The sequence below is a fragment of the Pseudoalteromonas sp. CuT4-3 genome (assembly GCF_035666335.1).
GTDB lineage: Bacteria > Pseudomonadota > Gammaproteobacteria > Enterobacterales > Alteromonadaceae > Pseudoalteromonas > Pseudoalteromonas atlantica.
Window position 1 is genome coordinate 764912 of sequence record NZ_CP142030.1, and the last position, 26539, is coordinate 791450.

At 40.9% G+C, this 26539-nt stretch carries 28 protein-coding genes; 19 read left to right on the forward strand and 9 right to left on the reverse strand.

The genetic code is table 11. From position 1 onward, the window contains the following. Nucleotides 1-311: 311 nt before the first annotated feature. The 10 genes from VOI46_RS03415 to VOI46_RS03460 all read left to right on the forward strand — a co-directional run bounded on the left by VOI46_RS03415 (nt 312) and on the right by VOI46_RS03460 (nt 8220). Complete coding sequence (locus VOI46_RS03415; protein ID WP_004588482.1) at nt 312-1601, forward strand: M20 family metallopeptidase; 1290 nt, start codon at nt 312-314, stop codon at nt 1599-1601. Between the two features lie 103 nt (nt 1602-1704). After that, nucleotides 1705-2316 (forward strand): TetR/AcrR family transcriptional regulator, encoded by a 612-nt coding sequence (locus VOI46_RS03420; protein WP_039972322.1) that lies wholly within the window; start codon nt 1705-1707, stop codon nt 2314-2316. A 30-nt stretch (nt 2317-2346) separates the two neighbouring features. Then, a complete protein-coding gene (locus tag VOI46_RS03425; protein WP_004588484.1) occupies nt 2347-2760 on the forward strand; it encodes a GFA family protein in 414 nt (137 codons plus the stop codon). A 369-nt stretch (nt 2761-3129) separates the two neighbouring features. Next, on the forward strand, nt 3130-3282 hold the full coding sequence (locus VOI46_RS03430) for a hypothetical protein (protein WP_024031649.1): 153 nt from the start codon (nt 3130-3132) through the stop codon (nt 3280-3282). Nucleotides 3283-3367: 85 nt separating this feature from the next. Further along, a complete protein-coding gene (locus VOI46_RS03435; RefSeq protein WP_004588485.1) occupies nt 3368-3952 on the forward strand; it encodes a glycosyltransferase in 585 nt (194 codons plus the stop codon). Further along, entirely contained in the window at nt 3949-4968 is a 1020-nt protein-coding gene (locus VOI46_RS03440) for a glycosyltransferase (protein ID WP_004588486.1), read from the forward strand. The genes VOI46_RS03435 and VOI46_RS03440 overlap by 4 nt, the downstream gene beginning before the upstream one ends. Next, nucleotides 4965-5999 (forward strand): glycosyltransferase, encoded by a 1035-nt coding sequence (locus VOI46_RS03445; RefSeq protein WP_004588487.1) that lies wholly within the window; start codon nt 4965-4967, stop codon nt 5997-5999. Before VOI46_RS03440 ends, VOI46_RS03445 begins: the two co-directional genes overlap by 4 nt. After that, nucleotides 5983-7053, forward strand: coding sequence for a glycosyltransferase (locus VOI46_RS03450; RefSeq protein ID WP_004588488.1), 1071 nt, complete (start codon nt 5983-5985; stop codon nt 7051-7053). The genes VOI46_RS03445 and VOI46_RS03450 overlap by 17 nt, the downstream gene beginning before the upstream one ends. Continuing rightward, nucleotides 7043-7885: a glycosyltransferase family 2 protein gene (locus VOI46_RS03455; protein ID WP_324738173.1), complete on the forward strand. Its 843-nt coding sequence runs from the start codon at nt 7043-7045 to the stop codon at nt 7883-7885. The genes VOI46_RS03450 and VOI46_RS03455 overlap by 11 nt, the downstream gene beginning before the upstream one ends. A 110-nt stretch (nt 7886-7995) precedes the next feature. Then, entirely contained in the window at nt 7996-8220 is a 225-nt protein-coding gene (locus VOI46_RS03460; RefSeq protein ID WP_004588490.1) for a hypothetical protein, read from the forward strand. Here VOI46_RS03460 and VOI46_RS03465 read toward each other — a convergent pair. After that, nucleotides 8217-9419 carry an MFS transporter gene (locus tag VOI46_RS03465; RefSeq protein WP_051063436.1) on the reverse strand — a complete coding sequence of 401 codons (1203 nt, stop codon included), beginning with the start codon at nt 9417-9419 and terminating at the stop codon, nt 8217-8219. The genes VOI46_RS03460 and VOI46_RS03465 overlap by 4 nt on opposite strands. Nucleotides 9420-9520: 101 nt before the next feature. Here VOI46_RS03465 and VOI46_RS03470 point away from each other — a divergent pair, with 101 nt between their 5' ends. Then, on the forward strand, nt 9521-10303 hold the full coding sequence (locus tag VOI46_RS03470; protein ID WP_004588492.1) for a helix-turn-helix transcriptional regulator: 783 nt from the start codon (nt 9521-9523) through the stop codon (nt 10301-10303). Nucleotides 10304-10318: 15 nt separating this feature from the next. Here VOI46_RS03470 and VOI46_RS03475 read toward each other — a convergent pair whose 3' ends face one another. The 3 genes from VOI46_RS03475 to VOI46_RS03485 form a co-directional block, all read right to left on the reverse strand. Beyond that, entirely contained in the window at nt 10319-12379 is a 2061-nt protein-coding gene (locus tag VOI46_RS03475; RefSeq protein ID WP_004588493.1) for a TonB-dependent receptor, read from the reverse strand. Nucleotides 12380-12453: 74 nt separating this feature from the next. Beyond that, the gene (locus VOI46_RS03480; protein WP_004588494.1) at nt 12454-13110 is read right to left on the reverse strand and encodes a YoaK family protein; all 657 of its coding nucleotides are present in this window, start codon (nt 13108-13110) and stop codon (nt 12454-12456) included. An 11-nt stretch (nt 13111-13121) separates the two neighbouring features. Next, nucleotides 13122-13814 carry a transporter substrate-binding domain-containing protein gene (locus tag VOI46_RS03485; protein WP_004588495.1) on the reverse strand — a complete coding sequence of 231 codons (693 nt, stop codon included), beginning with the start codon at nt 13812-13814 and terminating at the stop codon, nt 13122-13124. Nucleotides 13815-13931: 117 nt separating this feature from the next. On the opposite strand from VOI46_RS03485, the gene VOI46_RS03490 reads away from it, so the two are divergent. The 3 genes from VOI46_RS03490 (at nt 13932) to VOI46_RS03500 (ending at nt 15722) form a co-directional block, all read left to right on the forward strand. Further along, nucleotides 13932-14180, forward strand: coding sequence for a TIGR03643 family protein (locus tag VOI46_RS03490; protein WP_004588496.1), 249 nt, complete (start codon nt 13932-13934; stop codon nt 14178-14180). A 76-nt stretch (nt 14181-14256) separates the two neighbouring features. Continuing rightward, nucleotides 14257-14619, forward strand: a complete 363-nt coding sequence (locus VOI46_RS03495) for a hypothetical protein (RefSeq protein WP_004588497.1) — start codon at nt 14257-14259, stop codon at nt 14617-14619. A 23-nt stretch (nt 14620-14642) separates the two neighbouring features. Further along, entirely contained in the window at nt 14643-15722 is a 1080-nt protein-coding gene (locus VOI46_RS03500) for an endonuclease/exonuclease/phosphatase family protein (protein ID WP_004588498.1), read from the forward strand. 180 nt (nt 15723-15902) lie between these two features. On the opposite strand, the gene VOI46_RS03505 is transcribed toward VOI46_RS03500, so the two are convergent. The 5 genes from VOI46_RS03505 to VOI46_RS03525 all read right to left on the reverse strand — a co-directional run bounded on the left by VOI46_RS03505 (nt 15903) and on the right by VOI46_RS03525 (nt 20515). Then, nucleotides 15903-16421, reverse strand: coding sequence for a hypothetical protein (locus tag VOI46_RS03505; RefSeq protein ID WP_004588499.1), 519 nt, complete (start codon nt 16419-16421; stop codon nt 15903-15905). Nucleotides 16422-16528: 107 nt separating this feature from the next. Then, nucleotides 16529-17065, reverse strand: a complete 537-nt coding sequence (locus VOI46_RS03510) for a hypothetical protein (protein WP_004588500.1) — start codon at nt 17063-17065, stop codon at nt 16529-16531. A gap of 143 nt (nt 17066-17208) precedes the next feature. Beyond that, the gene (locus VOI46_RS03515) at nt 17209-17838 is read right to left on the reverse strand and encodes a hypothetical protein (protein ID WP_004588501.1); all 630 of its coding nucleotides are present in this window, start codon (nt 17836-17838) and stop codon (nt 17209-17211) included. A gap of 599 nt (nt 17839-18437) precedes the next feature. Beyond that, nucleotides 18438-19814, reverse strand: coding sequence for an NAD-dependent succinate-semialdehyde dehydrogenase (locus VOI46_RS03520; protein ID WP_004588502.1), 1377 nt, complete (start codon nt 19812-19814; stop codon nt 18438-18440). 182 nt (nt 19815-19996) lie between these two features. Then, entirely contained in the window at nt 19997-20515 is a 519-nt protein-coding gene (locus VOI46_RS03525; RefSeq protein ID WP_004588503.1) for an NUDIX hydrolase, read from the reverse strand. Nucleotides 20516-20753: 238 nt separating this feature from the next. Here VOI46_RS03525 and VOI46_RS03530 point away from each other — a divergent pair, with 238 nt between their 5' ends. The 5 genes from VOI46_RS03530 to VOI46_RS03550 all read left to right on the forward strand — a co-directional run bounded on the left by VOI46_RS03530 (nt 20754) and on the right by VOI46_RS03550 (nt 26528). Beyond that, on the forward strand, nt 20754-22094 hold the full coding sequence (locus VOI46_RS03530; protein WP_004588504.1) for a sigma-54 dependent transcriptional regulator: 1341 nt from the start codon (nt 20754-20756) through the stop codon (nt 22092-22094). A 212-nt stretch (nt 22095-22306) separates the two neighbouring features. Then, complete coding sequence (locus tag VOI46_RS03535; protein ID WP_004588505.1) at nt 22307-22522, forward strand: hypothetical protein; 216 nt, start codon at nt 22307-22309, stop codon at nt 22520-22522. A 27-nt stretch (nt 22523-22549) separates the two neighbouring features. Beyond that, complete coding sequence (locus VOI46_RS03540; protein WP_004588506.1) at nt 22550-24034, forward strand: sensor histidine kinase; 1485 nt, start codon at nt 22550-22552, stop codon at nt 24032-24034. Beyond that, a complete protein-coding gene (locus tag VOI46_RS03545; RefSeq protein ID WP_004588507.1) occupies nt 24035-24496 on the forward strand; it encodes a response regulator in 462 nt (153 codons plus the stop codon). Nucleotides 24497-24557: 61 nt separating this feature from the next. Next, nucleotides 24558-26528 carry a response regulator gene (locus tag VOI46_RS03550; protein WP_039972323.1) on the forward strand — a complete coding sequence of 657 codons (1971 nt, stop codon included), beginning with the start codon at nt 24558-24560 and terminating at the stop codon, nt 26526-26528. Nucleotides 26529-26539: the final 11 nt, after the last annotated feature.

The following is a 26539-nucleotide window of genomic DNA, read 5'->3' on the forward strand; positions in this document are numbered from 1 at the left end:
TCTTCTATTCACCACCACGCTTATTAAAACTCACTTTACGTGCGTTGGTTGACTATTCAATGTCATTTTTAGATCAATAAAAACCAAAATGGTAGGTTTAATTAGCGCTAAATATTCAAACTAAAAATAGTAAAACCAGTGAAAAGTGAAGTTGCCCCCCCATAGTTGGGCATCTAGCTTAAATGGAATTGATTATTGTAGAGCCTTCAGTAATAGTGGTTATAGAGCGAACTAATTGTGTTTTCAATAATACATAAGAGCTCGTGCTCATCAATATTATAAAACCAATAAATATAATAAGGACAAACAGGATGAAAAAATCACTAATTTCAGTAGCGCTGGGCTTTGCTGCCCTTAGTGCGTTTAATGCCAATGCAAACATTGATCAGCAAGTGAAAAAGGTAGAGCAACAGATTATTGATTGGCGACGTGATTTTCATCAAAACCCTGAGCTTGGAAATCGCGAAACTCGTACAGCAGATATCGTAGCTAAGCACTTAAAGTCGCTGGGTATGGAAGTACAAACGGGGATTGCTTATACAGGTGTTGTGGGGTTATTAAAAGGCGCAAAGCCTGGCCCTACAGTAATGCTACGCGCCGATATGGATGCACTACCGGTAACAGAAAAAACAGATGTGCCATTTAAATCAACCAAAACCACAAATTTCCGTGGCGTTGATGTAGGCATAATGCATGCTTGTGGCCACGACACGCACGTAGCTATGTTAATGGGCGCAGCCGAAGTATTAGCAAATATGAAAGATGAGCTGCATGGCAACATCATGTTTGTGTTTCAGCCTGCTGAAGAGGGCGCACCTTTAGGCGAAGAGGGCGGTGCAGAGCTAATGCTTAAAGAAGGTATATTTAAAAAATATAAACCTGACGTAGCATTTGGCCTGCATATTACATCGAGCCTACATACTGGGAAAATTGGCTATCGAAGTGGGCCGTTTATGGCCAGTGCCGATCGCTTTGAAATAACTGTACACGGTCGCCAAGCGCACGGTTCAGCACCGTGGACAGGCGTTGACCCTATTGCTGCCGCTGCGCAAATTGTAACGGGCGTTAACCATATTGTTAGCCGCCAAGTTAATATAACCAAAGAGCCTGCTATTGTGTCGTTTGGTAAAATAGCGGGTGGTGTGCGTAATAATATTATTCCTGAAGAAGTTGAAATGGTTGGCACTATTCGTAATTTTGATATGGATAATCGCGCGCAAATCTTTGAAAATATTAAAACAACCGCTACGCATATTGCTAAATCATCGGGGGCTACGGCTGATGTGCATATTCACGAAGGTTACCCGGTAACGGTTAATAACCCTGAACTTACTGCGCAAATGTTACCTAGCCTTGAAAAAGCAGCCGGTAAACAAAACGTGCAAGAAATGGGTAAAATAACCGGCGCAGAAGACTTTTCGTTTTATGCCCTAGAAATACCGAGTGTATTTGTGTTTTTAGGTGGTACGCCTGACGATCAAGACTTAAAAACGGTAGCAAGTAACCACTCACCTTATTTTTACGCCGATGAGTCATCGTTTAAAGTGGGTACCAAAGCGCTTAGCCAATTAGCGGTAGATTATTTAAATAGCCAAAAATAACGACATAACTACCCAGCGAGTAATGTAATTGCTGGCTGGGTATTGTTGTTTATATTAACAAGCTGCACAGTACGTGCGCTTACAACTCAACATGTTTGAATTTATGTCTGAACCCCCTTTTTTGGCGCCAAAGCAACAACGCAGCCAACAAACCCAAGAAAAACTAGTAAAAGCGCTGCATCACAGTTTAAAAAGTAAGTTTTTTGAGCACATAAGTATAAAAGAGCTGGCCGATTACGCCGAGGTGTCGGTAGGTACGTTTTACCGTCGCTTTAAAAATAAAGAGTCGCTGCTGCCTATGCTGTATCAAGACTTTGGTATTGCATTAGATAACTGGGTAAGTGAGCTTGAGGCGCAGCACTATAAAAACTTAGACGATGTAGTTAACACTTTATGCCATAAAACCTATGTGTTTTTATCATCACAGCAGGGGGTATTTAGAACCCTGCATTTAAATTCGCGTTTACACAGTGAGTTATTAGGCAGTGATAAACACATAAACAGGCGAGTAATTTATCAGCGGTTAGCGCAACTAATTAGCCAAACAGATACCAAAGTGAGCGAGGCGGCGGCAGGTACGGCAGTATTTTTAATTGTCAGCTCATTGCTTGATAAAGTGCTGTATCACGATTTAACCCCTGCGATAGCCTGTGATTTATCGGCGCAGCAATACGCGCAAGAACTACCTAAAATTATTATAGCTTATTTAGGTTAAGCACCTTTAAACATGCTCAAGGAGAGTAAAATGAAAATTACCGGAAGTTGCTATTGTGGTGAAATTAAATACCAAGCTCAGTCGCAAAATAATAACGTACTTGTATGTCATTGTAGCGATTGCCAACGCATGTCGAGTGGGCCATTTAGAGCGGTAATTATGGCTGAGCCAAACTCGGTGGTATTTACTAAAGGCGAGCCAAAAGAGTATGTTAAGACAGCACAAAGCGGTAATAAACGCGCACAAGGTTTTTGTGGTACGTGCGGCACTACACTTTACGCAACCAACGAAGCAAAAGCCGATAGAGTGTACGGCCTGCGCATAGGGGCCGTTGATCAGCGTGATGAATTTACCCCAGCTGCGCAAATTTGGTCGCAATCAACGCTTACATGGCTAAACGATTTACACCAAGTGCCGGCTTTTGAAACTACGCCTCAATCATAAGCGCAATGGGCGCTGAGTAAATAAAACAACTTATTAGCCATGCCTTGCTAGTGGGAGAGTCTCACTAGCAGACATATAAATTCCCCTTCCTTTTGTATTCTTCTTTATATTTAAATCTGTTTATTGTTGCTTTAGAGCGTTTTTTTAACGCGAGTGATTAAGTATTTATAAGCTAAAGCGCTTTGTGAATTATTTTCATATTTTATTGAAATATATGCCTATGCCCCCCTTTATAAAAACGCCTTTCCATTTTTAAAATATAAGCTACTGATATCTATTAATAAATGTTTGATTTTTATCTGTACCTATTTGGCTTGTTATTTGCTGATAAATTCTTATGGACTGCATATTTATTATGAGGTGAAACAAATGAGAATTTTATCTACAAGCGAAGTGGGGGCTGAATTAGAAGCGGCCAAATCACGTTTAAAAAAACTACCACACTGGAAACTCTCTGAAAAATTAGCCTTAGAGCTGCGCTTAAAGCAATTAAGTGCTTATTTTAACGATTACAAAAGTTAGCGCTTAATTTATTAGTGTAAGAGATACGGAAATTAATGCCCTTGTTTAAAGCGGTTTTAAATAAAAATGTGGCTAAGGAAGAATAATGAAAAGCAAAAGATACTGTAAAACTGCCATTGTGTTAGTAACTTACCACTGCAATGAAGGTGTTATAGATCGGGTTAAAGAAATACAAAAATACGCCAGTAACTGCATCATAACCATTGTTGATAATTCAACGCAAAAGTACAAACAAAGGTATAATTTACGCCTAAGGTTAAAGGCGATTGACCCAAACATCATTTATATTGATCACCAGCTAAACTGTCGGTTTGCGGCTTATAACGTGGGGCTACAAGCTACGTTGAGTGACTTTGTGGTTTTTCGTACAGATGATGACGTATTTGATGAAAAGCACACTTTTAAACTAATAAACGAAGGCTTTGAAGAGGACTTTGTTTTTACTCCTTATTACTTTGATAACACAAAGAAAGTAGATCGCACCTATCAAAGACCGCTGGAAAGCATAATATTTAAAAAAGATTCTTTATTAGAGTTTTTACCCTTTGAAACAGCGCCAAGCAGTGATTGGCAGTTAATGAAAAAAATGTATACTGCAAAAAGCAAAAAGGAAGCGCCATTGGTTCTTTTGTATAAAAAGCCGCACGGACGCGAGGAGCTTGCAGTATGAAACTTGCGATTATAGCTCACCCTCGATTTCCTATTAAATCGCCCTATGCTGGTGGGCTAGAAGCCTTTACTGGTGCACTGGTTGAATACTACCAATCAGTGTCTGAGGTTACTTTATATGCTCACCCAGACAGCGAGGTTAACTGTAATTTAAAATCGTTTCAGATAGATAACAGCCAATATCAACAATATCCCGATATAGTTGAGAACGATTTTATGCTCAAGGTAATGGCCGATATAACTAAAGAGCAGTTTGACGTAGTACATAATAACTCTCTTAATCCCATCCCCATATTGTGGGCCAGTAAACATAACATTCCCATGTTAACCACATTACATACGCCGCCTTATTCAAAACTTAAAGCGGTTGTGGGGCTGGCTTCTTACTCGCCGTTTATACACTTCACCGCAGTGTCGCATTCTTTAGCTGAGGCGTGGAAGCCCTTTATAAACGACAAAGTAGAAGTTACTTACAATGGCATAGACCTTAAACGTTGGCAGGTAACAAAGAACCCTCAAGATTATGTGTTTACTTATGGCCGAATATTACCGAGTAAGGGCATTGATATAACAATATCTACAGCGCAACAAATGGGTATTGCTATTAAATTTGCCGGCCCCATCGCAGATAAACACTATATGGATGATGTAGTACGGCCTTTGCTAAGGCCCTGCGATAGCTATTTAGGGCATCTTGATCACCACAGTATTAAACTCCAATTGGCAAATGCCAAAGCTGCTGTATTTGGCACCCGCTGGGATGAGCCATTTGGGCTTTCTACTTTAGAAGCTATGGCAACAGGTACGCCAGTGGTGTCGTTTAATCGCGGTGCGTTTGCTGAAATAGTCAGTGAAGGGGCAGGCGTACTGGCTAAAGGCAATAACGTAAACAGTTTAGCCGCCGCGCTTGAAGCTTCTTTTTCGTTAAATAAAAATGATGTAATTAAAAGCGCGCGTAATTTCCCTATAGCTAAAATGTGCAGCGAATATAGCAACATATTAGGGAGAATTGCATGAGAATACTAATGGTCGCAAGCCCTATAGTTTCTTTGCGACAACCTTTTAAGGGGGGGACAGAGGCCTTTGTTGCTAATTTAGCTAACGCACTTTGTAAAAAAGGGCACACTGTTGATGTGTTGTGTAAAGACGCTGATGAAGAAAACGAGTTTAACATTTTACAGTTAGATGAATCCCCCCTGCGCAAGAAAGACAACATAACGACAGAAGAAGAAGGCCAAAAACTGTATCAGGCCGCCCAGTTTGCGCTAATAGATAATTCGTATTACGACGTGGTGCATTACCACAGTTATTATCATGCGATTTATGATGTTGCATTACTGCACAATATAAAAAGCATGATTACTTTACATGCCCCTGTATCACCAAAGCTTGGCTTAATACATAAGCTGCATAAAGCGCGTAGCGATCATCGTTATATAGCCGTGTCTAACCGGTTGTGTAAAGAGTGGGAGTCTCAGCTTGGTAGCGCAATTAAAGTGATTTCAAATGGCGTTACTATGCCCAAAAGGGAATGCGTACTAGAGGAAAATAAAGCCCATGATTTGTTTTGGATGGGGCGTATTAACGCCGAAAAAGACCTAGTATCGGCGATTCAAATAGCGCAAAAGTTACAGCGCAATTTATCTATAGCTGGCCCCATTGAAGATGAAGAATATTTTAAAGCTAAAGTCGAACCCTTACTTACAGACTCCATTTGTTATTTAGGGCATTTAAAACATGATGAGTTATTTGCAGAACTTGCTAAATCTCGCTTATTTTTAGCCACCTCTAAGTGGCACGAACCTTTTGGCCTAACAACCATTGAAGCGCTAGCTCATGGCATACCGGTTGTAGGCTTTAAAACAGCCATACCTGAAGAATTGCGATTTTCTAATGTGTGCACCGCACTAAACAATGTGGATGAAGCTGTATCAGCCATTAAAAAGCTGGGCAAAATAACGCCGCAAGCGTGCCAATCATTTGCTAAAAACTTCGACTTTAACGTTACTGTTTCAAATTATGAGGCCGAATATGCAGCACTTATATGAGACAAATTATGAGCCAAATTTACCGACTGTATTTTTTTATGTTCATCATCATGGCGCGGGCCACATTACACGCGCTGAGTTACTTATAAATAAGCTTCAAAATAGCTATAACGTAGTGGTGCTCTATGGTGATATAAAAGTCAAAATGGCTTTAAATAAAGTGTGTAAGCGGAGCGTTTTCGAAAAGCTGCCTTCAAAATGGGCAGAGCAAAACTCAGTGCAAAGGAGCTATAACGCAGCGTTTGAAGGAATAGAATATAGCGAAGCGCCACTTGAGCGCTCTATAACTTTTAACTTATTAGCGCAGCAATACAAACCGGTATTATTTATAAGTGATGTATCGGCCGAACTCACTATTATGGCCAGAAGTATTGGTATACCTGTTTTAATGCAGCGCCATTCGGGTGATATTAGTGGCGACCCTACTCAAGTGTTTGCCTATGAATGCGCGACTAAATTATACGCCCCGTACCCAAAGCAGCTAGAAACACCTCACTACGGCTATTTTAATAAAACCCATTACCTGGGGTTTATATCAAAATACACAGGTAGTGAAAGCGCCTCAAAAACAGGCTTTGGCAATCATATTACTTTGCTAATAACAGATGCCCAAAGAGCGGCATTAATTGCACGTGTACTTACTAATTACACAGATCACGTTGAGGTTATTGGCTGCCACGGCGAGCCTATTAAAGGAGTAACTTATAAAGGGATGGTGGCTAATATAAGCCAAGCGATTACTGCAAGCGTTGTAGTTACAAGTGGTGGCAATAATGCAGTATCACAGTTGTTAGCACTGGGAAAAAAGCTGATTGTTATACCCGAAAACCGACCCTACCAAGAGCAAGATGAAAAAGCGTGTATGTTAGCTAAAAATAATCTTGCCGTGCATTTACCTTTTTCAGCGTTTTTACAGCAAAACAATGCCCTAATAGAGGCCGCATTAATTGATGCAAGAAAAACCCAAATGAGTAAAACACAAATAATAAGTGATACAGAACAGTTTATTAGCGAATTTATTACGTTAGTTGAGGAGGTTGCAATTGAGCCATAAATTTTCAGTCGTTACTATTGTAAAAGGGCGTCACCAGCAACTTGCTAACCTTATTCATAGTATAGAAAATAGTACGCTGCGCCCAGCCGATATGGTGGTGGTGTGGATGGATGAAAAAAACAGCCACAATGTTACCCCAGCCACGTCTTTTTTAACCAAAAATGTATATATGCAAAGCACAGGTTTACCCCTTGCTAAAGCGCGTAATACTGGAGTTAAAAATGCCCAGCAAAATAACGTTATCTTCATAGACGTAGACTGTATTTGCTCCCCCACACTTTTTGAAAGCTTACTGACTAAATTAACCCATAAATTAGTGGTAAGTGCCAAGGCAAAGTATTTACCGTATGTGCCTTGTAATGGTAACTACGAGCTATTAGTAGAGGAGGCTGTGGATCATCCAAAACGCAAAAACCTGCCTATAAACGAAAATGTAGATTTTTTAACTTTTTGGTCTTTAATTTTTGCGATTAATAAACGTGACTTTAATAAAGTGAATGGCTTTGATGAGCAATTTATTGGTTACGGCGCTGAAGACACCGACTTTGCTATGCAGTGTAAAGTTAACAACATAAAGCTTAATTACATTGATGATTGGGTACTGCACCAATACCACGACAAGTTTACGCCACCTATAAACTACGCTGAAGATATTTGTAATAACGCCAACACCTTTGCAAAAAAATGGCAGTTTTTACCTATGTTTGGTTGGCTAAAAAAAATGGCCGTTATGGATATAGTTAAAATTGACGAAAAGAGCCACAGCGTTAAATTTTTAAAAAAACCGACTCGCGATGAGATAGAAGCATGTCGCTCTACCTCGCCGTATTAAATGAGGTGTGCTAAAAGCTAAACAGCATAAAATGATAAGCAAATATTATTAATTGAAATTTTTTTAACCAAATGACTGTCTATTTATAAGACAGTCATTTGGAGAAAAATATGTGTAGTTCACCGAAAAGCAGCCGAGCAGTTAAAAAGTCAGCCATTAACTTTAATGACGAACTAACCCAAGAGCAGCGTTTGCGTTTTGCTGCAAAAGCTAATTTAGCACAGCTGCGCCGCGAACAACGACAAGCTGCTAATAAGCGCTTTGAGCAAAAGCATCGCCCCGCAAAAAAGCCAGCAACGGGCTTGTTTTCATGGTTACAGCAGCTAGTAAGTTAACTATTGTTAAGCGTGGTGTTTTTGCCGCTAAACCATCCACATGTAGCACATAACACACCTGCACCTGCACATAACCAAAGCGGCGCACTCCAGCTGCCGGTACTTGTATGTAGCGCCCCAGCTACCATAGGGCCAATAGCCGCCAACAAATAGCCAATACTTTGTGACATACCCGAAAGCGAAGCCGCTTGCGTGGAGTTATCGGTACGTAGGCTAATAAACGACAGCCCTAAAATAAAGCACGCCCCCGAGCTAAAGCCAAGTAGTAGCGTCCACACTAATGCAAAGCTTGGCATATAAAGTAGCCCTAGCGCACAGCACGCACTCAGTGATGCAAGTATAAAGCTAAGCGCACTTTGATCTTTTAATTTTCCTAGCAAAGGTATAAGCACAAGCCCAGGTATGGCGGTCGCAATTTGAAAAGCACCATGATACGCGCCTGATTGCGTAGCGCTTTGGCCTGCTTCGGTTAAAATGCCCGGCAGCCACGTAATGATGATGTAGTTTAAAAACGAATTTAAACCTAGCAATAGTGTAATTTGCCAAGCAAGTAGGTAGCGCCATACGCTTTTATTAAGTGTTGAGGCCTGTGCAGTTTGTGCCGGTTTTGTGTGTTTATTTAATTGCGGCATCCATACAATTAAAGTGGTGATTGTAATAAGTGCACTTGCCCCTAATGCAAACTGCCAGCCCAAGCCTTCATATTGGCTAAGCGGGTAAACTAACGCTGAAAACCCACCCGATGTAACGCCCATAGTAAGTACATAAGCTGAGGTCATAACGGCGACTTTTGCGGCAAAGTCACGTTTTATTAAACTCGGTAATAAAACGTTAGCTATAGCAATACCCGCACCAATAATGGCAGTGCCAACAAACAGCATTATTGACGAATTAAACACCCGCCCAGCAATACCCAGTAATATTAAAAATACAGCAAAAAACAATGTCCGCTCAAGCCCTTGGTGTTTAGCCAGGCTTGCAGCCATAGGCGATATAACGGCAAAGGCAATTAGCGGTAATGTGGTAATAAAGCCTGCTTGCGAAGCGGTTAAATTAAAATGCGCAATTATTTGTTCAAGCACAGGGGCAACCCCTGTAAAAGGCGCACGTAAATTGGCAGCAATAAGTAAAATACCTATTACAAGCAATACGCTTGAAAAGCGCGACATACCAGCATTACTGTGAGGTGTGTGAGTCATTATTACAAAATAAATTAGCTAATTATTGGCGCTAGTATAAACAAATCAGCAGTATTATAATTTAGCTATACTGACATTAAATAACTAAAAACTGACAAAATATGTTTGAGCCTAAAGGGTGGGGATACTTACAAAACTACGAGCACATGGTACAGCCTATAATTGCCAAAGTAGATACCGCACAAGGCAGCAAAGAATACCCGTTACATACTCACCCTAAGGGGCAGCTAATTTTAGCGCTTGATGGTTATGTAACCTGCGAAGCGGCTAACAAAATGTGGATGGTGCCAACGCACAGTGCTATTTGGGTACCTGCAAATACCTTACACAGCAATCGCGCATCTGATAACGCCAAATTGTGTTTTGTATTTATTGATGCCAATAAGCACGGCATGCCACAGCATACCTGTACATTAGCAATAACGGGGCTGGTAAAAAGTTTAATGCTAAAACTAGCAAGCGAACACCAAGCCTATAATGAAGACTCTAAAACAGCACGTTTAGCTCAGGTACTGTTTGATTTATTAATTGAAATGCCCGCCCAGCCGCTCGACTTTGTGTTATCTAAGCATGCGGTTATTCAAGCAATGGGGCTGCAGTTACTCGCACAGCCAAATAATCGTAAAACCCTTGCGCAATGGGCACACGATTTTGCTTTAACCGAACGTACGTTGGCACGGCTTATAAAAAAGCAAACCGGTATGACCTTTGGTAAGTGGCGAATGCAATTACATATAATTACAGCGCTGCAGGCACTATCAGATGGACAAAGTGTACAGCAAGTGTCGGCATTATTGGGGTACGAATCGGTGAGTGCGTTTATAACTATGTTTAAAAAGGTAATGGGAAAATCGCCCACTAAATATATGGGCGATTTAAATTAACCTTTATACATGGTTTTACCACGTGTACATAGCTGAAAGCATGGCTTTACGCGGTTTACCAGGGAAGTACCTATCGCCAGTAAAGCTGGTGTAATCAGCACGCTCTGCGTAAGCTTCGTCGGTAAGGTTAATTATACGTGCAAGCACTTCTAAATTATTGGTAACTTGCCACTTTGCACGCAAGCTTAAAATATCATGCCCCTCGTAACTATGTAGGTTTTCTGGGTCGGTATAGTAACTACTTACGCTATGCCATTGCAGTGCAAGCGCTAGGTTATTAAAGGCTTGCCAAGTTAAATCAAGGTTAGCCACATTGCGAGGCGCGGTGTCTACGTTGTTACCGTTTATATTTAGCCCATTAATTAACTGATTATTGGTATACGTGTGCTTTGCATGTGTACCTGCAAATTGTAAGTTAAGCGTTTTGCTTAATGCATAATCTACTTCAAGCTCAATACCTCTGTGACGTGAACTGCCATCGTTAACGTTAAAAAAGTCGCTATCGCGATAAATAGTATTGTGTTTGCTCATAGCATACACAGCTAATGCGTAACTTACATTGCTGTAATATCCTTTTAAGCCAAGCTCGGCATTATTGGCTATTTCGGGGTTTAAATCGGCGGTGGTTTGCTCGCGTTGTAATTGGTAAAGCTCTGCCGCTTGCGGCGCTCGGTAGCCACGCGAAAAGTTAGCGTATAGCGTATTGTTTTTGTTGACCTTGTAGCTCACGCCAAATTTAGGTGAGGTATTGCTAAAACTATTTTTACCACTGGCTGGGCGGCTATAACGACAACCGCCAAAACCACATTCTGTGCCGTCTTCTGTTGTGCGCCCTGTGAGCATATTATTAGTGTAATCGTACTGCATATGCTCATACCTGAGGCCGGCGCTAATAAACCATTTATTTAATTGCCACTCAACTGATGCAAACGGCGCATGCAGGGTTGCGTTTACATCGTAATCGTAGTGTTTGCCTTGCGGTACTGTGGCTACTAAAAATGCAGAGCCTTGAGTTGGCTCGTTTTGGCTTTGAGTAAAATCGCTGCGGGTGTATTCGCCATCAAGCCCTAGGTTTACTTTTACATTACTTTGCAAGTTATGTTGATAAAGCGATTGCACACCTATGCCTGTTTGACTGTTGGTTTCAAGCGGGGTGCCAGGTAAAAAATGCTTAAAAAAGTCCATGCTTTGGTCGCGCACATAAGGCGTAATAGAAAGCACATTGCCGTTTTTTAATTGCCACTGGGCGTTGCTCCACGCTCTAAATGAGCGGGCTTTTCTAAATGCATCGGGGTCAAAGTTTTGCTGTGCTATGTCTTCGTTTTTATAGCTTTCAAAACCCGTAATAAAGCCCGCAGTGTGCTGATCTAAATTTGTGTATGTAAGGCCAGAGGTAAGTAATAGGTTTGAGTGCTCAAAACGATGACGAATATTTATTTTTTGCTGTTTAACGCTTTCATCATCGCGGTAACCGGTATCGTCGGTAACACTGGCGTTTATGCCAATACCACTGTTGCCGTAGTCTTGCCCAGCGCGAAGCTTATAACGGGCATACCCGTATGAGCCATAATCAAGCCCGACTAATCCACCGCCTTGGGTTGTATCAGGTGTTATTACGTTAATTACACCGTGTACGGAGTTTGAGCCATACAGTGCAGAGCCCGGCCCTTTTAATACTTCAATACGCTGCGCCATTTCGCTATGCGCTTCAAAAAGCTCGTTAATATTACAAAAGCCTGCAGCACGCAGTGGAATGCCATCTTCAAGGGTTAGTATGCCGCCACAGGCTGCCGCGCCAGAGAGCACCGGCGAGCGAAGTGCCGGTAGGTATTCTTGCCCATTTCCGCGCTGTACGTTAGCACCTGCAATACGTTGTAACGACTCTTCAACATGAGTAGGTGCAATGCTATTTAACTGCGCTTCAGATAAGGTACTAATAGTGAGCGGATAGAGTGTAGCCAGTGCTTCTGTACGTGATGCGGTGGTTGTTATGGTTTCTATTGCATCATCGTTTTTATTATCAGCAAGTGCAACGTGGCTGAGAGGCAATAACAGCGGCAAAATATAAGGTTTCATACATTCCTTTAAGGTGAGTAACGCTTTATTAACGCCATGGTAAGGTGTTTTAAACGGTTTTTAAACCGCTTGCGTTAAAGTGCGCGTATTCTATATACCCGATAAGTTAGCGATAATATAAAGCAAGCCGCAGCGGGCACGGTTAAAGCAAGTAGGGCTAAGTGCTCATAAAGCATAAACCCGCACACTCCACCTAGTAAAAAGCCGGCAATAATAAGCATAAATATTACGCCTTTGCGGGTATCAAAGGGTTCACCTTTTAGCGCTTTGCCTATCATTAAACCTAGGTCAGTAAAAATACCGGTTAAATGAGTGGTGCGCACTACTGCGCCGCTGTAGTTAGTGGCAAGGGCATTTTGTAAACCACAGGCGGCAGAGGCAAGCGTAATGCCATAAACATGGGCGCGGCTGAGTAAATAGGCGCTTAAAAGCAGTAATAGGCCTTCAATAAATAATAGGGTGTCGTAATGGCGCCCCAGCTTTAACGAGCCGCCGGTAAGTAAAAAGCCAGAAAGGGCTGAGCCAAGCATAAAGCTTAAAATTATACTCATTAGTAGTAACGCAGCAGAGGTACTGCTCATTAGTTTTATGCCAAGTAAAGTAACACTACCGGAAAGGTGAGAAATAGCCTGATGCTCAAACCCTAATAACCCTACAGCATTCACAATGCCAGCAATAAAAGCGAGCGCAAACGCGCCGTACTCAACCCATTTTGGTAATTTAGTTAACATTGCCTACCTTATTAATGCACACCGAATTGCGCTTTATAGCGTTTTATTTGCTCATCAACGAGTGCGGTGTCGACCACGCCGTGCTTAAAAGCAATATAAACAGGTAGGGCGTAGCCTTCAAGCTGCTTAGCATATATGTTTTTATAGCCTTTTGAGTACCATAAACCGGCTTGATAGTTAGTTATAGCGTAGTCAACACGCTGTTTATCAAGCAAATCAAACGTGGCTTTAGTGGAGAGTGAATGCATAAAGTTGCTTTGTTTAATATTGTATTCTTTTGCCAGTACACTGGGTAATTTAACGCCTCTTAGCATAGCAATGCGTGAATTTGATAAGTCATTATTAAGGGTTGCTTTTTCTATGCTAAATAAACCAAATTGGGTGGTGTGTAGCGGCTCAGTGGTAAATTCTAAATATTGCGCACGCTCGGTATTATTAGCCAGCGCAAAGTAACAATCGTAGTAACCTAACGTCATTTCTTTTTTAATGCGTGCCCACGGTAAATGCACCAACTCAATGGTTACCTCCAAATTACGCTCTATAAAAGCTAAATAGTCTATGTCTATGCCCGTAAAGGTATGTGTTTCATCGTCATAAATTGTAAAAGGCGGGTAATGGGTAGTTGCACAGCGCAATGTTTTATTAGGCGCTGCTAATAAAAGCGAAGAAAAACTAAAAGCTAAAAGCAGCAGTAATGTGCGCATAAATGTAAATCCGATTTTTTCTTATGTTAGTGTGTTTATTATACAGCGATATTCGGTTTTGAGGGGATGATCTATGTATTTTTCTTCTCGTATAAGTTTAAATTTTAAGAGATAACCATGTTTAACGCAGAGCAGCAATCGCGAATTATAGAAATGGCGTGGGAAGACAGAACCCCCTTTGAGGCTATAGAGCAGTTATACGGGCTTAATTATTCACAGCTGGTATTGTTTATGCGAGAGCATATTTCAAAGGGGAGTTTTAAAGTGTGGCGTAAACGCCACGCAGGGCGTAAAACCAAGCATTTAAAACTGCGAGACCCAGCCATAATGCGCAGCCATTGCAAAACACAGTACAAGCCGAGATAAATCGCTGCTTGCAGTTTCATATGATGTTCAGTCGTGTTTGATAATCTTTAGCTATTAATATTATTAGAGATTATTTATGAAAGCGTTTTTATATACGTTTTTTTTAGCGGGTGCCTTGGTTAGCGTTAATGCACAGGCAAAGCCCGACAAAGACAATCACGGCCATAAAAATGGTCACCATAAACATCAGCAGCACAACTATAAAAGCAGTAAGAAACTATCTAAAAAGCAGCAAAAAAAGTTAGTGCGTGCTGGGTGGACGCCACCAGGGTTAAGTAAGCGTTACCATAGAGGCGATTACCTAGACCGCAACGTATATAAACAAGGCCGCGTTATTGAACGTTCTAGAGATAATGGTACAGTAAGTATAAAAATAGACAGTACAGTTATACACATGGTGCACGATACCCGAGAAATACTTTCAATTTTAACTCGTTAAGTACAATTTATAAGGATATTTAAATGCTCATTGCACTGGCTATAATCATTGGCTTTTTTTTATTAGTGACCTTGTTACCTATGTCGTACAGTCAGCACTACTTAGTGCGCAGCTGCGACTTTGTTCGACTACAGGTATTTTATATAGCCAGCGCTGTTGCAATTATATCGTTTTATTTACTGTGGCAAAGCGGCAATAGCGGATATTTGTATACTGCTTTAACCGCATTACTAACCATGGCATTACAAGGTAAGTGGATATTTCCTTACACTTGGCTTGCTAAAAAAGAAGTTAAAACGGCCTCAGTGAGCGAAGATCACAGTGTTAGAATCATGTCGGCTAATGTGCTTATGTCAAACCACAATAGTGAGCAACTAATCTCACTGGTTGATAAACACCAGCCCGACTTATTAATTACCCTTGAAAGCGACAGCTGGTGGGAAAATAAATTAGCTGTTCTTAAAAAAAACTACCCCTATTATATTGAATGCCCTAAAGACAACCGCTACGGCATGCATTTATACAGTAAATTTAAAATTCTTGATGCGCAAATATGTGAGCTCATTGAAGATGATATTCCTTCAATTCATATCCTGTTCGAAAACAATGAAGGCCTTGAAATGCAAGGGCACTTTATACACCCCGCGCCTCCAAGTCCCACTGAAGAAGACTCATCGCGCCCACGCGACTCAGAGCTAATAATGGTCGCTAAAGCACTTAAAAAGCCAACACGCCCGACCATTGTAGCCGGTGATTTAAACGATGTGGCATGGTCGCGCAGCACCCGTTTATTTATGCAAATAAGTGGTTTTTTAGACCCACGTAAAGGCCGTGGTTTTTATAACACCTTTCACGCAAGTTACTTTTTTATGCGCTGGCCGCTGGATCATTTATTTCACAGCCCAGGGTTTAAAGTAAAGCGCATTAAGCGCCTTGCAAAATACGGCTCCGACCACTTTGCACTACTCACTGAGCTGGTGTATGAAAACGCCAAGCAGCATTCATTAGAAGATAAATCAGACGAGCTTAAGCAAGAAGAGATACAAGAGCTTGCTATGAGCAAAGCCGATAAACGAAAGGTGCCAAGGTTTGAGAAGGGGTGATAGCTATTAGCTTGTGTAGGTCGGATAAGCGAAGCGCCATCCGACACAGTAAAATACCTTGCCAATTATAATCAATATTTATGTTGTCGAGTGGCAGGAGAGTGCCAATTGCAAACAGTGGTAACGCCGCAAACACCGGAGGCAAAACCAGAGCGACGAAGGAGCGGCGGTTTTACCTTGTTAGGTTTTTTCTTTAAACAAGACATTAATATATGGCCCGAATTTTTCGTCTATTTCTTTAATAAGAGGCTCGTCATTTCTTGCGCCAGGAGGATAGATCCCTGTTTGTTCTTGCCACCGCAACATAAGAGCCACCAAAATTTCATTTATTCTAGCGGCTTGCCGCCAAAGTGTAACGGTAAATACCTTGGCCTTGGCTATACCTTCTTCGGTATCTAAATCCCATCCTTCAATCTTATCCTGATTATGTATGAAGTCATTACGATTTTTAAGAAAGTCGGCCAACAAACTCTCTAATACTGGAGCTAAGTCTACTCTTGATTTTAGCTTACCGATAAAATAGCCAAGCGCCTTTTTTCGTTCCTTGCTCTCGATTGAATTTAGCTTCTCGATGGTTAAATCCTCTTCATCTTGCAATACAAATGTAGTAATGAAACTGATATTCTTCTCAACAGATTGTGTATACGTTAGCGCAAAACCGATGAGAGAATAAATGTCTTCTGGATTGGGCGATACCATGTTTTAAACCTAACGCCCGCTTAAGCGGACAAAAATCATTGGTTATAATGTGGAGCGTAGCGGAACCTAACCAACTGTTTTTGTTCCGTTTAAAGCACTTGTTAGCACTATTTCTCACCAAAGAAGACGAACCTATAACTATCTTTTGGCATTGCGTCCCCCATGCCACAATCTTTACGAAGTGCAAGGACGCATTCAGTATAGGTTTGTTTTATTACTACCTGTGGCTGAGCTCGCCCTGACGCTAGTGCCATTTGCTGTTCGATAAAAACATTAACTTTTATCAACACTGCATCGGGAGCCCACAGCCACAATTGAGCATAACAATCTAAAAATGTCTGCTGTTGTTCAGTTGTCACTTCTCGCCCGTTAATGAAAAGCCCCATGCTTTGGATAAAACGGTTATATACCTCACGTTTCTTCGATAGAGCATCAGAGCGAGAATTAATACTCTCTTTCAGCAACTCAACTTCAGACGCATAAGTATTCTTTACAGCTTCAACCTTATCCGTAATTTCAACAAGATCTTCTTTTTTAGCTAAGTTTTTTGCTTTCTCTTTTAAGTAACTCGGGAGGTAAAGTTTACCAAATGCCACTAAACCGAGAAGGACAGCTAAATTTGCCCACAATAAAACTTCGTTCATATCACTCCTACTGAACTCGCATTTTGCTGATAGTGCTAACACCCACATAAGGGGCAGTAATACGTGGGCTAAAATTTGGAGCGAAGCGACAGAGCCCACGTGTTACTGTCCCAGCGAAGCGCCTTAATGTGTTTGTTAGGTGCCTATTTTCTATCGGTAATTGCGGGGATGGCCTTGATATTAAACCACTTTTTATCAGGCACTAAGTCAGATTTAAAACGATTAGAATTTTTACTAACTCTGACGCATGAGTTCACTAGAGTCTCCATTGCTTCAGCTAACCCTTCATCTTTATAGGCTATAGAAGGTGTTCCATCAGTAGTGCAATTTACTCGCGGGTAATCAATCGAGTGTAAATAAGAGTCAAAAACTCCTCTAGGAAAAGCCTCTCCGTAAATACGCCATGCGTATTTTTTTCCGAGATACAGTTCAGACTTACCAAAATAAACAACTCGTTCTTTTGATTTTCGAGTTTCAACTTCCCGTTGTTGTTCACCGAGTGCACGTGCAACATAATGGCTTACTTTAGGGTTCACTGTTTCTGCTTTTGCAACGGCTGAGATGTCGACCTCATTGTTATTATTAACTACTCTGTAGCCGATATTATATTTCTCACCTTCTACCAAGATTGGCTCCCTGTTAGCAATAAATTGATAAACGGTCGATGTAGACTCAGGGGTAAATTGATGTAAATACTTACCGTCTGGACGGCCTAAAATTTTATAATTACTAACGATTAATGTGGGGGTTGTAAATAATTCTCTTGATTTCATTTAAACTCCGTTGTTGAGCACCTAACAATTTAATAGTGCGCTCATCGCGCATATTTCTGCCGACGCTACGCTCATTTCTCTGCATGATATAGTTTTAGCAAATAACCTAAGGTATTACTATCACTAAGTTTTCTTAAACTTTAAAGAAAAGATAAATAGAACAATATGCGCTCGGCGCTCATTTTCATGAATATATGCGCAAAGAGCAGTTTAACCAATCTATTAACGACGATGTTTAGCTAGTCTCAATGAACGTTCCTCGCTCATTATTGTCTGTCATTTTGAGTCTATCCATCAAATCTTTAGGTTCAGTACCAGCTTCTATATATCAAATCTTAGCGCTATGTTTTGCAAAGCTTATCGAGCTATCTGAAATCACAATTTTAATCAACATGCTTGGGCTTTTACTAAATAAGCTAAATTGTGAAGTGAAGTTTTAGGTGTGTATTTTAAGTGAAAATATAGCCTTTAAACGCATTACACTTAGTAGCTATACCCATAAAAAAGCCTAAAAGTGGTTGCTCACCTTTAGGCTTAATAATATTTTTTAAAACACGTATAAATATTCTTTTAATACGTGTATCTCAGGTGTAGCTATATTAGCTATTGATCATAATACATTTGATATTCACAAATTCGCGCATACCAAAGCCGCCGTGCTCTCGGCCGTAGCCACTTTCTTTAACACCACCAAACGGTAGGTTTGGTTGGGCAAGGCCGTAACCGTTAATATTGATCATACCGGTATCAAAGTGCTTTTTAGCCAGTTCAATGGCTTTTTTCTCATCTTTAGAGAAAATACCACCGCCTAAACCATAGCGAGAGTCGTTGGCGATACGCATTGCATCGTCGTTGTCTTTTGCTTTAATGAGCGAGGCTACAGGGCCAAATAATTCGTCATCGTATGCTGGCATGCCCGGCGATAAATTATCAAGAATAGTCGGTGGGTAGTAGTAACCTGTTTGCGATGGTACTTCACCGCCTGTTACAACATTTGCACCTGCTTCAACAGATTGCATTACCTGGTCGTGAATTTTATCACGTAAATCTTCACGAGCCATTGGGCCTAGATCTGTATCTTCGGCCATTGGGTCGCCCATTTTTAATGCTTCAAATTGCGCTTTAATTTTTTCTTTAAAGTCATCATATAATGACTCTACAACCACAAAGCGTTTTGCCGATACACAGGTTTCGCCGTTATTGATCATGCGCCCTGTCACACAGGTTTCAACAGCAAGGTCTAAATCTGCATCATCAAGTACTAAGTAGGCATCGTTACTGCCAAGCTCAAGCACTGTTTTTTTAACGTATTTACCTGCTTCTTCAGCTACTTTTTTACCGGTAGCGTCACTGCCTGTAAATGTTACGCCACTGATTGCTTTGTGTGAAATTAGCGCGCTGGCAGTTTTGCCATCAATAAGTAAGTTGCTAAAGCAATATTCAGGGAAGCCCGCTTGTTTAAACAGGGTATCGATTTTCTCTGCCATACCAAATACATTACCGGCATGTTTAAGTACGGTGGTGTTACCGGCCATAATGTTAGCAGCACTGTAACGAATTACTTGGTAAAGCGGGAAGTTCCAAGGCTGAATACCTAATAAAACGCCCGTTGGTTGGTAGCTAACAATAGCGCGGCCACCATCCATATCGCGCTCTTCATCGCCAAGTACTTGTGGGCCGTTTTCGGCTGTATAACGACAAATACCTGCGCACAGTTCAATTTCTTGAAAACCTTGCTCGTATACTTTACCCATTTCTTCGGTCATTAGCTTAGCAATGGCTTCTTTTTGCTCTTCGAATAAAGAGGCTAGTTTGTTTAAATACTTAGCACGCTCGGTAAATGAGGTTTGGCGCCATTTTAAATATGTTTCGTGAGATTTTTCGACTACTTGCTCAGCTTCCTCTTGAGAAAGCAGCGTGTAGGTATCAATGGTTTGTTCAGTTGCGGGGTTGATTGTTTTAACTGTGTTACTCATTTTTATCTCCTTACAAATTAGTTATCAGTAAGGGTGCAAACACAAAGCCAGTTTGTTTTATAAAGTAAAATAGGGTTTAAGTTATTGAATAGTGGTCGCTTTAAATTTAATTGTGGGATGTAAATAAAAAGCGAGTGATGAGCAAGCAGTAAAAAATACTGCTTTATGCAAATTTTACAGCCTTAGTTAAACAGTTGCTGTGCTATTTTTTTTAGTAGGTAAGTTTCACGAATGATAGACAGCCCTTGCTTTTCACTAAGGCTCATTGTGCGCTCGTTGTGTGCAATGGCGTCGTATATATTGACCCATTTAGGCGTCATACCATTTTGTTGCTCGTAATGTTCAAGCTGAGCTTTGCCAAGCTCTTTGTCTGTATCGCATAAATAGCAATACGACTGTATATGTATAATATCAAAGTCGTCTTTGTACCAAGGGCGGTACTCTTCGTATAACCCAAAGGGTTTAATAACCTGTATATTTTGTGCGCCAGTTTCTTCGCTAAGCTCTCTTATTAACCCTTGCTCTAGGGTTTCACCTTCATCTACACCGCCGCCGGGTAAACTGTAGTCTTCATAGCGATTGGTATACATTAATAAAATGTGTGCATCTTTAATCACAATGGCGCGGCCTGTGCGGCGGGTAAATTGGCTACCTTGGTTTAAATTTATGCCAGGGTGGACCATTGTTTTTAATAATTGCATTTTGTCTCCTTTTTAAAAGCAAAATTATATCAGCTGGTATACTTAGACAAGTAGTAAAAATAATTCTAATTATTTTTAAAAATTATGATCGGTATGGCTTAAGTTTACGTACATACTTGGTTGTTAAAATTAAACGTTAAAAGACTCAATAGTTTAATCATTTTTAAGAGATTCTAGTAGCCCCTTTTATTTGTAAAATAGGGTGCGTAGAATAAGAAGAAAAGCATAGGGATTTATCATGTTAAACATACTTTTAGTCGATGATGACGTTGAATTTAGTGACGTTGTTTGCCACATTGTCGAATTCCTCGGGCACAACATTTGTACTGCAACCAGCTTAAAAGAAGCACATCAATGGTTTGAAAATAATACCTTTGATCACGTATTACTCGATTTTATGCTGCCAGATGGCAGTGGTCTTCATTTACTCGATCATTTAAAAATGATTGGGCAGTCTCCAAAAGTGACGCTTATCTCTGGCCACCCTTCAGTAAAAGGGATTTTGGCAGACATGTGTGAGCAAGATGTTGGGCATTTATTAAAGCCGTTGCAACGCGAAGACCTAGAGCTGGTATTAAACGGCCCTAAAAAAACAGCTAAAAAAGCTAAAGTTCCGGCTATTACTCGCCATTTTAATAGCTTAATTGGTGAATCAGAGCCAATGCAAAAGCTTTACACCATGATAGAGCGCGTAGCTAAAACCAATGCTAACGTGATGCTAATGGGGGAAAGCGGTGCCGGTAAAGAGGTGGTCGCCCAAGCAATTCATAACGCAAGCCAATGCGAAGGCCCTTTAGTGGCGAGCAACTGTGGTGCTTTGTCTAAAGAATTAATAGGTAGTGAGTTATTTGGCCATGAAAAAGGGGCTTTTACAGGTGCAATTGCCCGTAAAGAAGGGGTATTTGAGCAAGCAGACGGCGGTACGTTATTTTTAGATGAAGTAACCGAAATGCCTATAGATATGCAGCCAAACTTACTGCGTGTGCTTGAAACTAAAAAAGTAACACGTGTAGGCGGCAATCGTGAACTGCCTATAAACTGCCGCGTTATTTCTGCTACTAACCGTTCGCTGACCGACTTAGCGCAAAACAATATTATTCGTGAAGATATTTACTTTAGACTTGCGGTTTTCCCCATTGATATACCTGCGCTGCGAGAGCGAAAAGAAGATATTCCACTGCTTGCGAAAGCCTTTTTAGAGCAACTTAACGATGAAAATGGTACTTCGTTTTATTGGCTCAACGAGCAGCTAAAAGAACTACAGCAATACGAGTGGCCAGGCAATGTGCGTGAACTTCGCCACGCTATCCATCGCGCCTTTATTATGAGCGACCCACAATCGAGCGAAATTACACTTCCGGATAACTTAGAGTCGCCGTTTTCGCGTGTAAATACACAAGTGGCCGACAACCATGTTTCGGCAGGGCAAACCATTGAAGAAGTTGAAAAAGAGTTAATCCACGCCACGCTAGATAAGGTGCAAGGTAATAAAACGCTAGCTGCGCAAATGCTAGGGATCAGTACAAAAACATTGTATAACCGATTAAACGCATACGGCGGAATTGGAGAATATAAATAACCTGAACTCTGAATAATAAACCTATCTCTAGCAGCTATTTTCAACGTTAACTGCGTTAAATTTGCTTGCAATAGGCCAGCTATTGACGCGTAAATTCGCCTTGTTTTCATTGAAAATCTCTGGCTAGAGAAAAGAATTTGATTATCACTATAATTTAATATTTTAGTGGCTCTCTTAATCAGAGTTCAGGTTAAACAAGTATAGGAAGTAATATGAGTGATGAAAAAGAAGTTAATACGCTAAATAAATTGGTACATGATGCGAGAGCTCCACTGAATAGAATTTCTATGAATGCAGAGCTCATTAAACTGGTATTAGAAAACGATATGCCAAAAGATAAAGCGTTAGCAGCACTCGATAAAATAATTTCAAACTGTCAGCAATGTAGCGAAAGCTTGCAAAACATTACTGATTTTAATAATAAGTAGTCATTTAAAATTAGGTATTTACACATAATGAGTAAGCAAAAGCAGCAGGGTAAAACGAATATAACGTGGGCCGCTTTTATCGCAATAGTACTGTGTATTGTTGTTGGCAATGCAGTTTTGGCATTAAGTACTATTCAGGGATTAACGCAAACGCAAAAAAGCTTGGATAACACCAGCTTATTAGCCGATGCCATTGAGCGTCTTCACTTATCAATTGTGCAGGCAGAGTCTGGCCAGCGCGGCTACTTACTCACCGAAGAAGAAGACTACTTAATGCCTTATTACGATGCGATAGGGCAAATAGAATCGCAAATAGAGCATGTAAAGTCTCTACACTCTGAAATTGAGGGCCAAGCTGAGCGAATTGCTGAGCTATTAGTGTTAACAGAAGCTAAAATTAAAGAGCTTAAACAAACGGTTAAGCTGGCTACTAATGACAAAGAGCGCCGTGCGTTATATGTATTAAATACGCACAGAGGGCGAGAGCTGTACAAAGATATTCGCGTTAAAGTTAATGATATTCAAGACCGAGAATTACTGTTTAAGGTGAGCCATTTTTCTAAGCTGGCACAAATAAAAAATGAAGCAAAAATCACCTTTGCTATTACAGCGGTTACCAGTGCGCTTTTAATAATAGGTATGTTTTTATTAACACGCCTAAATTTAAGAAACGCGGCTAAATACCGTGAGGAGCTTGAAAGACAAAACGAAACGCTTGCAACAAAAGTGTCTGAGCGCACGCAAGAGCTGACCTTATATTCAGATGAGCTTAGCCGCTCAAACCGAGAGCTTGAAGAGTTTGCGTTTGTTGCCAGCCATGATTTACAAGAACCACTTCGAAAAATTCAAGCATTTAGTGACCGCCTAGAAACCATGTTTAAAGATGAACTGGGCGAAAAAGGCATAGATTACATAGGCCGTATGAAAAATGCAGCGCAACGTATGTCTAACCTTATTAACGACTTGCTAGAGTTTTCGCGGGTAACAACGCGAGGTAGAGACTTTGATGACACTGACTTAAAAGGCGTAGTTAACGACATTTTAAGTGATTTAGAAGTTGCCATTAAAGAAAGCAATGCACACGTAGAGGTGGGCGAACTACCGGTTATTCAAGCCGATAAAAGCCAAATGCAGCAGTTGTTTTTAAACTTACTGTCTAACGCTGTTAAGTTTAGAAAACCAGGTGTTGAGCCACACATAAGCGTAATGTATGAGCACAAAGACGAGTTTAGTGAAGAGCATAACGAAAAAGTGGGTTGGCAAATTATTACCATAAAAGATAATGGTATTGGTTTCTCACAAGAGTATGCTGATAAAATATTTGTACCATTTCAGCGCCTGCATGGGCGCTCGGAATATAAAGGCACAGGGATTGGGCTTTCAGTTTGTAGGCGTATAGTTGAGCGGCATGGTGGGATAATTACCGCTCATAGTAAAGACGGTGAAGGGGCAACCTTCATAATAAAATTACCTGTGGAAACAACGCTTTTCACACTTCAAGGAGAGGCTTAGATGCCGTATTCAAAAGTGAAACCTATTACAATATTAATGGCAGATGATGACGAGGATGATCGCCTACTCACGCAAGATGCGCTAGCCGAAAGCCGTGTATTAAACGAGCTGCATTTTGTGGAGGATGGGGTTGAATTATTAGAGTACTTAGAGCGCAAGGGTAAGTTTGAAGATAAAAATTCATCGCCACGCCCAGGGTTGATTTTGCTTGATTTAAATATGCCACGTATGGATGGCCGTGAAGCACTTGAGACCATTAAGGCAAACCCAAACCTTAAAGGCATACCGGTTGTTATTTTAACCACCTCTAAGCAAGAAGAAGACATGGTTAAAGGCTATAACTTAGGAGCGGCCTCTTATATTACTAAACCGGTAACGTTTGATGGCTTGGTTGATTTAATGAAAACCCTAGGAAAATACTGGGTAGAATTTGTAGAGCTGCCGACAACGTTTAACGACTAAATAAGTAGCAACATTAAGCCCCTAATTAGGGGCTTATTAAATGCAATTAAAAGGAGGTAGTATGTTAGATAAAGTGACTCGCTTACTTTTAGTAGAAGACGATGAAGATGATTACATTCTCACTTGCGACTACTTAGATCAGTTAGATTCACATACATTTGACATAGAATGGATAAGCTCTCCTGAGCAAGCAATAAGCATTTTAAGTAAAAACGATCACGATATTTGTTTGCTTGATTATCGATTAGGCGCCTCAAATGGGCTAAGTGTATTAAAAAAGGCCATTGCTAATGGGTTTAGCGGGCCAATTATTATGCTTACAGGGCAATCTAATGATGAATTAGACTCTGCAGCACTAGATGCCGGCGCGGTAGATTACCTTATAAAAACAGAAATGAGTTCGAGCCGGTTTGCTCGCGCTATACGTTATGCTTTAGCGCGTAAAGATGTTGAAGGCGAGCGAGTAGAGCGTTTAAAAGCCGAGGCAGAGAACCGCTCAAAAGACAGATTTTTAGCCCACTTAAGCCACGAATTACGTACCCCGCTTTCATCTATATTAGGTTACACAGAGTTACTGCTGCAAAGCGACTTTAGCAAACAGGCCGAAAACGAATTAGGGGTTATTTACCGAAACGGTAAGCACTTGCTGAGCTTGTTAAACGACGTGCTCGATTTATCTAAAATTGCTGCCGACAAATTAGAGCTCACCTTAAGTGAAGTAAACTTAGATAGCATGCTGGCTGATGTTTACACCTTAATGCGTGTATCTGTGCTTGATAAAGGTTTAAAGCTTCGCTTTGAGTCTCTACAGCCTTTACCTCTTATTGTGAGAGTAGATGCCACCCGCGTACGCCAAATACTCATTAACTTAATCAATAATGCGGTTAAATTTACCGAAAAGGGCGAAATAGTGGTTAGTGCCTGGACCGAGTGGGTTGAAGGCCAAGAAATGCTATTTTTTAGTATTAAAGATTCAGGCATGGGGATTGCCCCTGAAAAACAAGCATTAATTTTTAAACCCTTTGAGCAAATAGCTGATGTAGAATCGCGCTCTGTTGGCGGAGCAGGCTTAGGCCTTGCTATTTGTGCCGAGCTATTAGCGCGTATGCACGGCAGTATTGATTTAACCTCTAGAATGGGCGAAGGCTCTACTTTTACTATTTCGGTGTACCCAGGCGATATTAGTGAAGTAGAACGCCAAGTATTAAACTTTAGCAGTGGCTCGCAATTACAGACAAAATCAGCCCCCTGTAAAGTGACAGGCCGCGTATTAGTGGTTGATGATTTGCGCGATTTACGCATGCTAGTAGGTCATATGATCAGTACCTGTGGCGCACGCGTGGACTACGCCGAACATGGCCAGCAAGCGCTTGAAAAAGTAAGAATTGCCGAGGCGTATCGCTCACCTTACGACATTATTTTTATTGATATACATATGCCTGTAATGGGCGGTAAAGAAGCGACAATAGAGCTTAGAAAAATGGGCTACACAGGCCCAATTATTGCGCTTACTGCCGCCACTATGAAAGGTATACACGAAGAGCTTGCCGCCCTTGGCTTTAACGATGTAATACCAAAGCCCGTTGATAGCTCTTCTTTGTATCAATGCTTACAAGATTACTTAGTATCGCCAGAGCATGCGCCTCAAGCTAAAAACATTCACAGCGACAAAGCTGTAATAGAGAAAAAGCAGCGCTTTTTATTGGTTGAGGACGACCAAGATGCAGCGCAAATAACACAGTTGCTGCTAGAAAGTTTAGGGGTAGAAACCGTTATTACCTCAACGTGTGCACAATGTTTACAAACCCTCAATCATGACCAACAATTTAATAAGGTATTGCTCGATATGCACTTACCTGACGGGCGTGGTGTAGATTTAGGTAAGCAAATTAACGAACGTTACCCTAACTTAAGCTTAGTGATTGTTAGTGGTGCAGAGCCCGATCCTAAGCAGATCAAAGATTTAAATATTAATCATGTACTTTTGAAGCCGATTAACCTGAGCTTATTAGAAACCTTGATCAGCTCGTAATTTAGAAGTTA

Excerpts from the sequence above, each read along its gene's own strand:
- VOI46_RS03535 (WP_004588505.1), top strand. The coding sequence starts at position 22,307 with ATGAGTGATGAAAAAGAAGTTAATACGCTAAATAAATTGGTACATGAT.
- VOI46_RS03505 (WP_004588499.1), bottom strand. The coding sequence starts at position 16,421 with ATGGTATCGCCCAATCCAGAAGACATTTATTCTCTCATCGGTTTTGCG.
- VOI46_RS03430 (WP_024031649.1), top strand. The coding sequence starts at position 3,130 with ATGAGAATTTTATCTACAAGCGAAGTGGGGGCTGAATTAGAAGCGGCC.
- VOI46_RS03545 (WP_004588507.1), top strand. The coding sequence starts at position 24,035 with ATGCCGTATTCAAAAGTGAAACCTATTACAATATTAATGGCAGATGAT.
- VOI46_RS03440 (WP_004588486.1), top strand. The coding sequence starts at position 3,949 with ATGAAACTTGCGATTATAGCTCACCCTCGATTTCCTATTAAATCGCCC.
- VOI46_RS03525 (WP_004588503.1), bottom strand. The coding sequence starts at position 20,515 with ATGCAATTATTAAAAACAATGGTCCACCCTGGCATAAATTTAAACCAA.
- VOI46_RS03485 (WP_004588495.1), bottom strand. The coding sequence starts at position 13,814 with ATGCGCACATTACTGCTGCTTTTAGCTTTTAGTTTTTCTTCGCTTTTA.
- VOI46_RS03540 (WP_004588506.1), top strand. The coding sequence starts at position 22,550 with ATGAGTAAGCAAAAGCAGCAGGGTAAAACGAATATAACGTGGGCCGCT.
- VOI46_RS03520 (WP_004588502.1), bottom strand. The coding sequence starts at position 19,814 with ATGAGTAACACAGTTAAAACAATCAACCCCGCAACTGAACAAACCATT.
- VOI46_RS03490 (WP_004588496.1), top strand. The coding sequence starts at position 13,932 with ATGTTTAACGCAGAGCAGCAATCGCGAATTATAGAAATGGCGTGGGAA.
- VOI46_RS03460 (WP_004588490.1), top strand. The coding sequence starts at position 7,996 with ATGTGTAGTTCACCGAAAAGCAGCCGAGCAGTTAAAAAGTCAGCCATT.
- VOI46_RS03550 (WP_039972323.1), top strand. The coding sequence starts at position 24,558 with ATGTTAGATAAAGTGACTCGCTTACTTTTAGTAGAAGACGATGAAGAT.
- VOI46_RS03515 (WP_004588501.1), bottom strand. The coding sequence starts at position 17,838 with ATGAAATCAAGAGAATTATTTACAACCCCCACATTAATCGTTAGTAAT.
- VOI46_RS03465 (WP_051063436.1), bottom strand. The coding sequence starts at position 9,419 with ATGACTCACACACCTCACAGTAATGCTGGTATGTCGCGCTTTTCAAGC.
- VOI46_RS03495 (WP_004588497.1), top strand. The coding sequence starts at position 14,257 with ATGAAAGCGTTTTTATATACGTTTTTTTTAGCGGGTGCCTTGGTTAGC.
- VOI46_RS03470 (WP_004588492.1), top strand. The coding sequence starts at position 9,521 with ATGTTTGAGCCTAAAGGGTGGGGATACTTACAAAACTACGAGCACATG.
- VOI46_RS03420 (WP_039972322.1), top strand. The coding sequence starts at position 1,705 with ATGTCTGAACCCCCTTTTTTGGCGCCAAAGCAACAACGCAGCCAACAA.
- VOI46_RS03480 (WP_004588494.1), bottom strand. The coding sequence starts at position 13,110 with ATGTTAACTAAATTACCAAAATGGGTTGAGTACGGCGCGTTTGCGCTC.
- VOI46_RS03445 (WP_004588487.1), top strand. The coding sequence starts at position 4,965 with ATGAGAATACTAATGGTCGCAAGCCCTATAGTTTCTTTGCGACAACCT.
- VOI46_RS03510 (WP_004588500.1), bottom strand. The coding sequence starts at position 17,065 with ATGAACGAAGTTTTATTGTGGGCAAATTTAGCTGTCCTTCTCGGTTTA.
- VOI46_RS03425 (WP_004588484.1), top strand. The coding sequence starts at position 2,347 with ATGAAAATTACCGGAAGTTGCTATTGTGGTGAAATTAAATACCAAGCT.
- VOI46_RS03415 (WP_004588482.1), top strand. The coding sequence starts at position 312 with ATGAAAAAATCACTAATTTCAGTAGCGCTGGGCTTTGCTGCCCTTAGT.
- VOI46_RS03435 (WP_004588485.1), top strand. The coding sequence starts at position 3,368 with ATGAAAAGCAAAAGATACTGTAAAACTGCCATTGTGTTAGTAACTTAC.
- VOI46_RS03530 (WP_004588504.1), top strand. The coding sequence starts at position 20,754 with ATGTTAAACATACTTTTAGTCGATGATGACGTTGAATTTAGTGACGTT.
- VOI46_RS03500 (WP_004588498.1), top strand. The coding sequence starts at position 14,643 with ATGCTCATTGCACTGGCTATAATCATTGGCTTTTTTTTATTAGTGACC.
- VOI46_RS03450 (WP_004588488.1), top strand. The coding sequence starts at position 5,983 with ATGCAGCACTTATATGAGACAAATTATGAGCCAAATTTACCGACTGTA.
- VOI46_RS03475 (WP_004588493.1), bottom strand. The coding sequence starts at position 12,379 with ATGAAACCTTATATTTTGCCGCTGTTATTGCCTCTCAGCCACGTTGCA.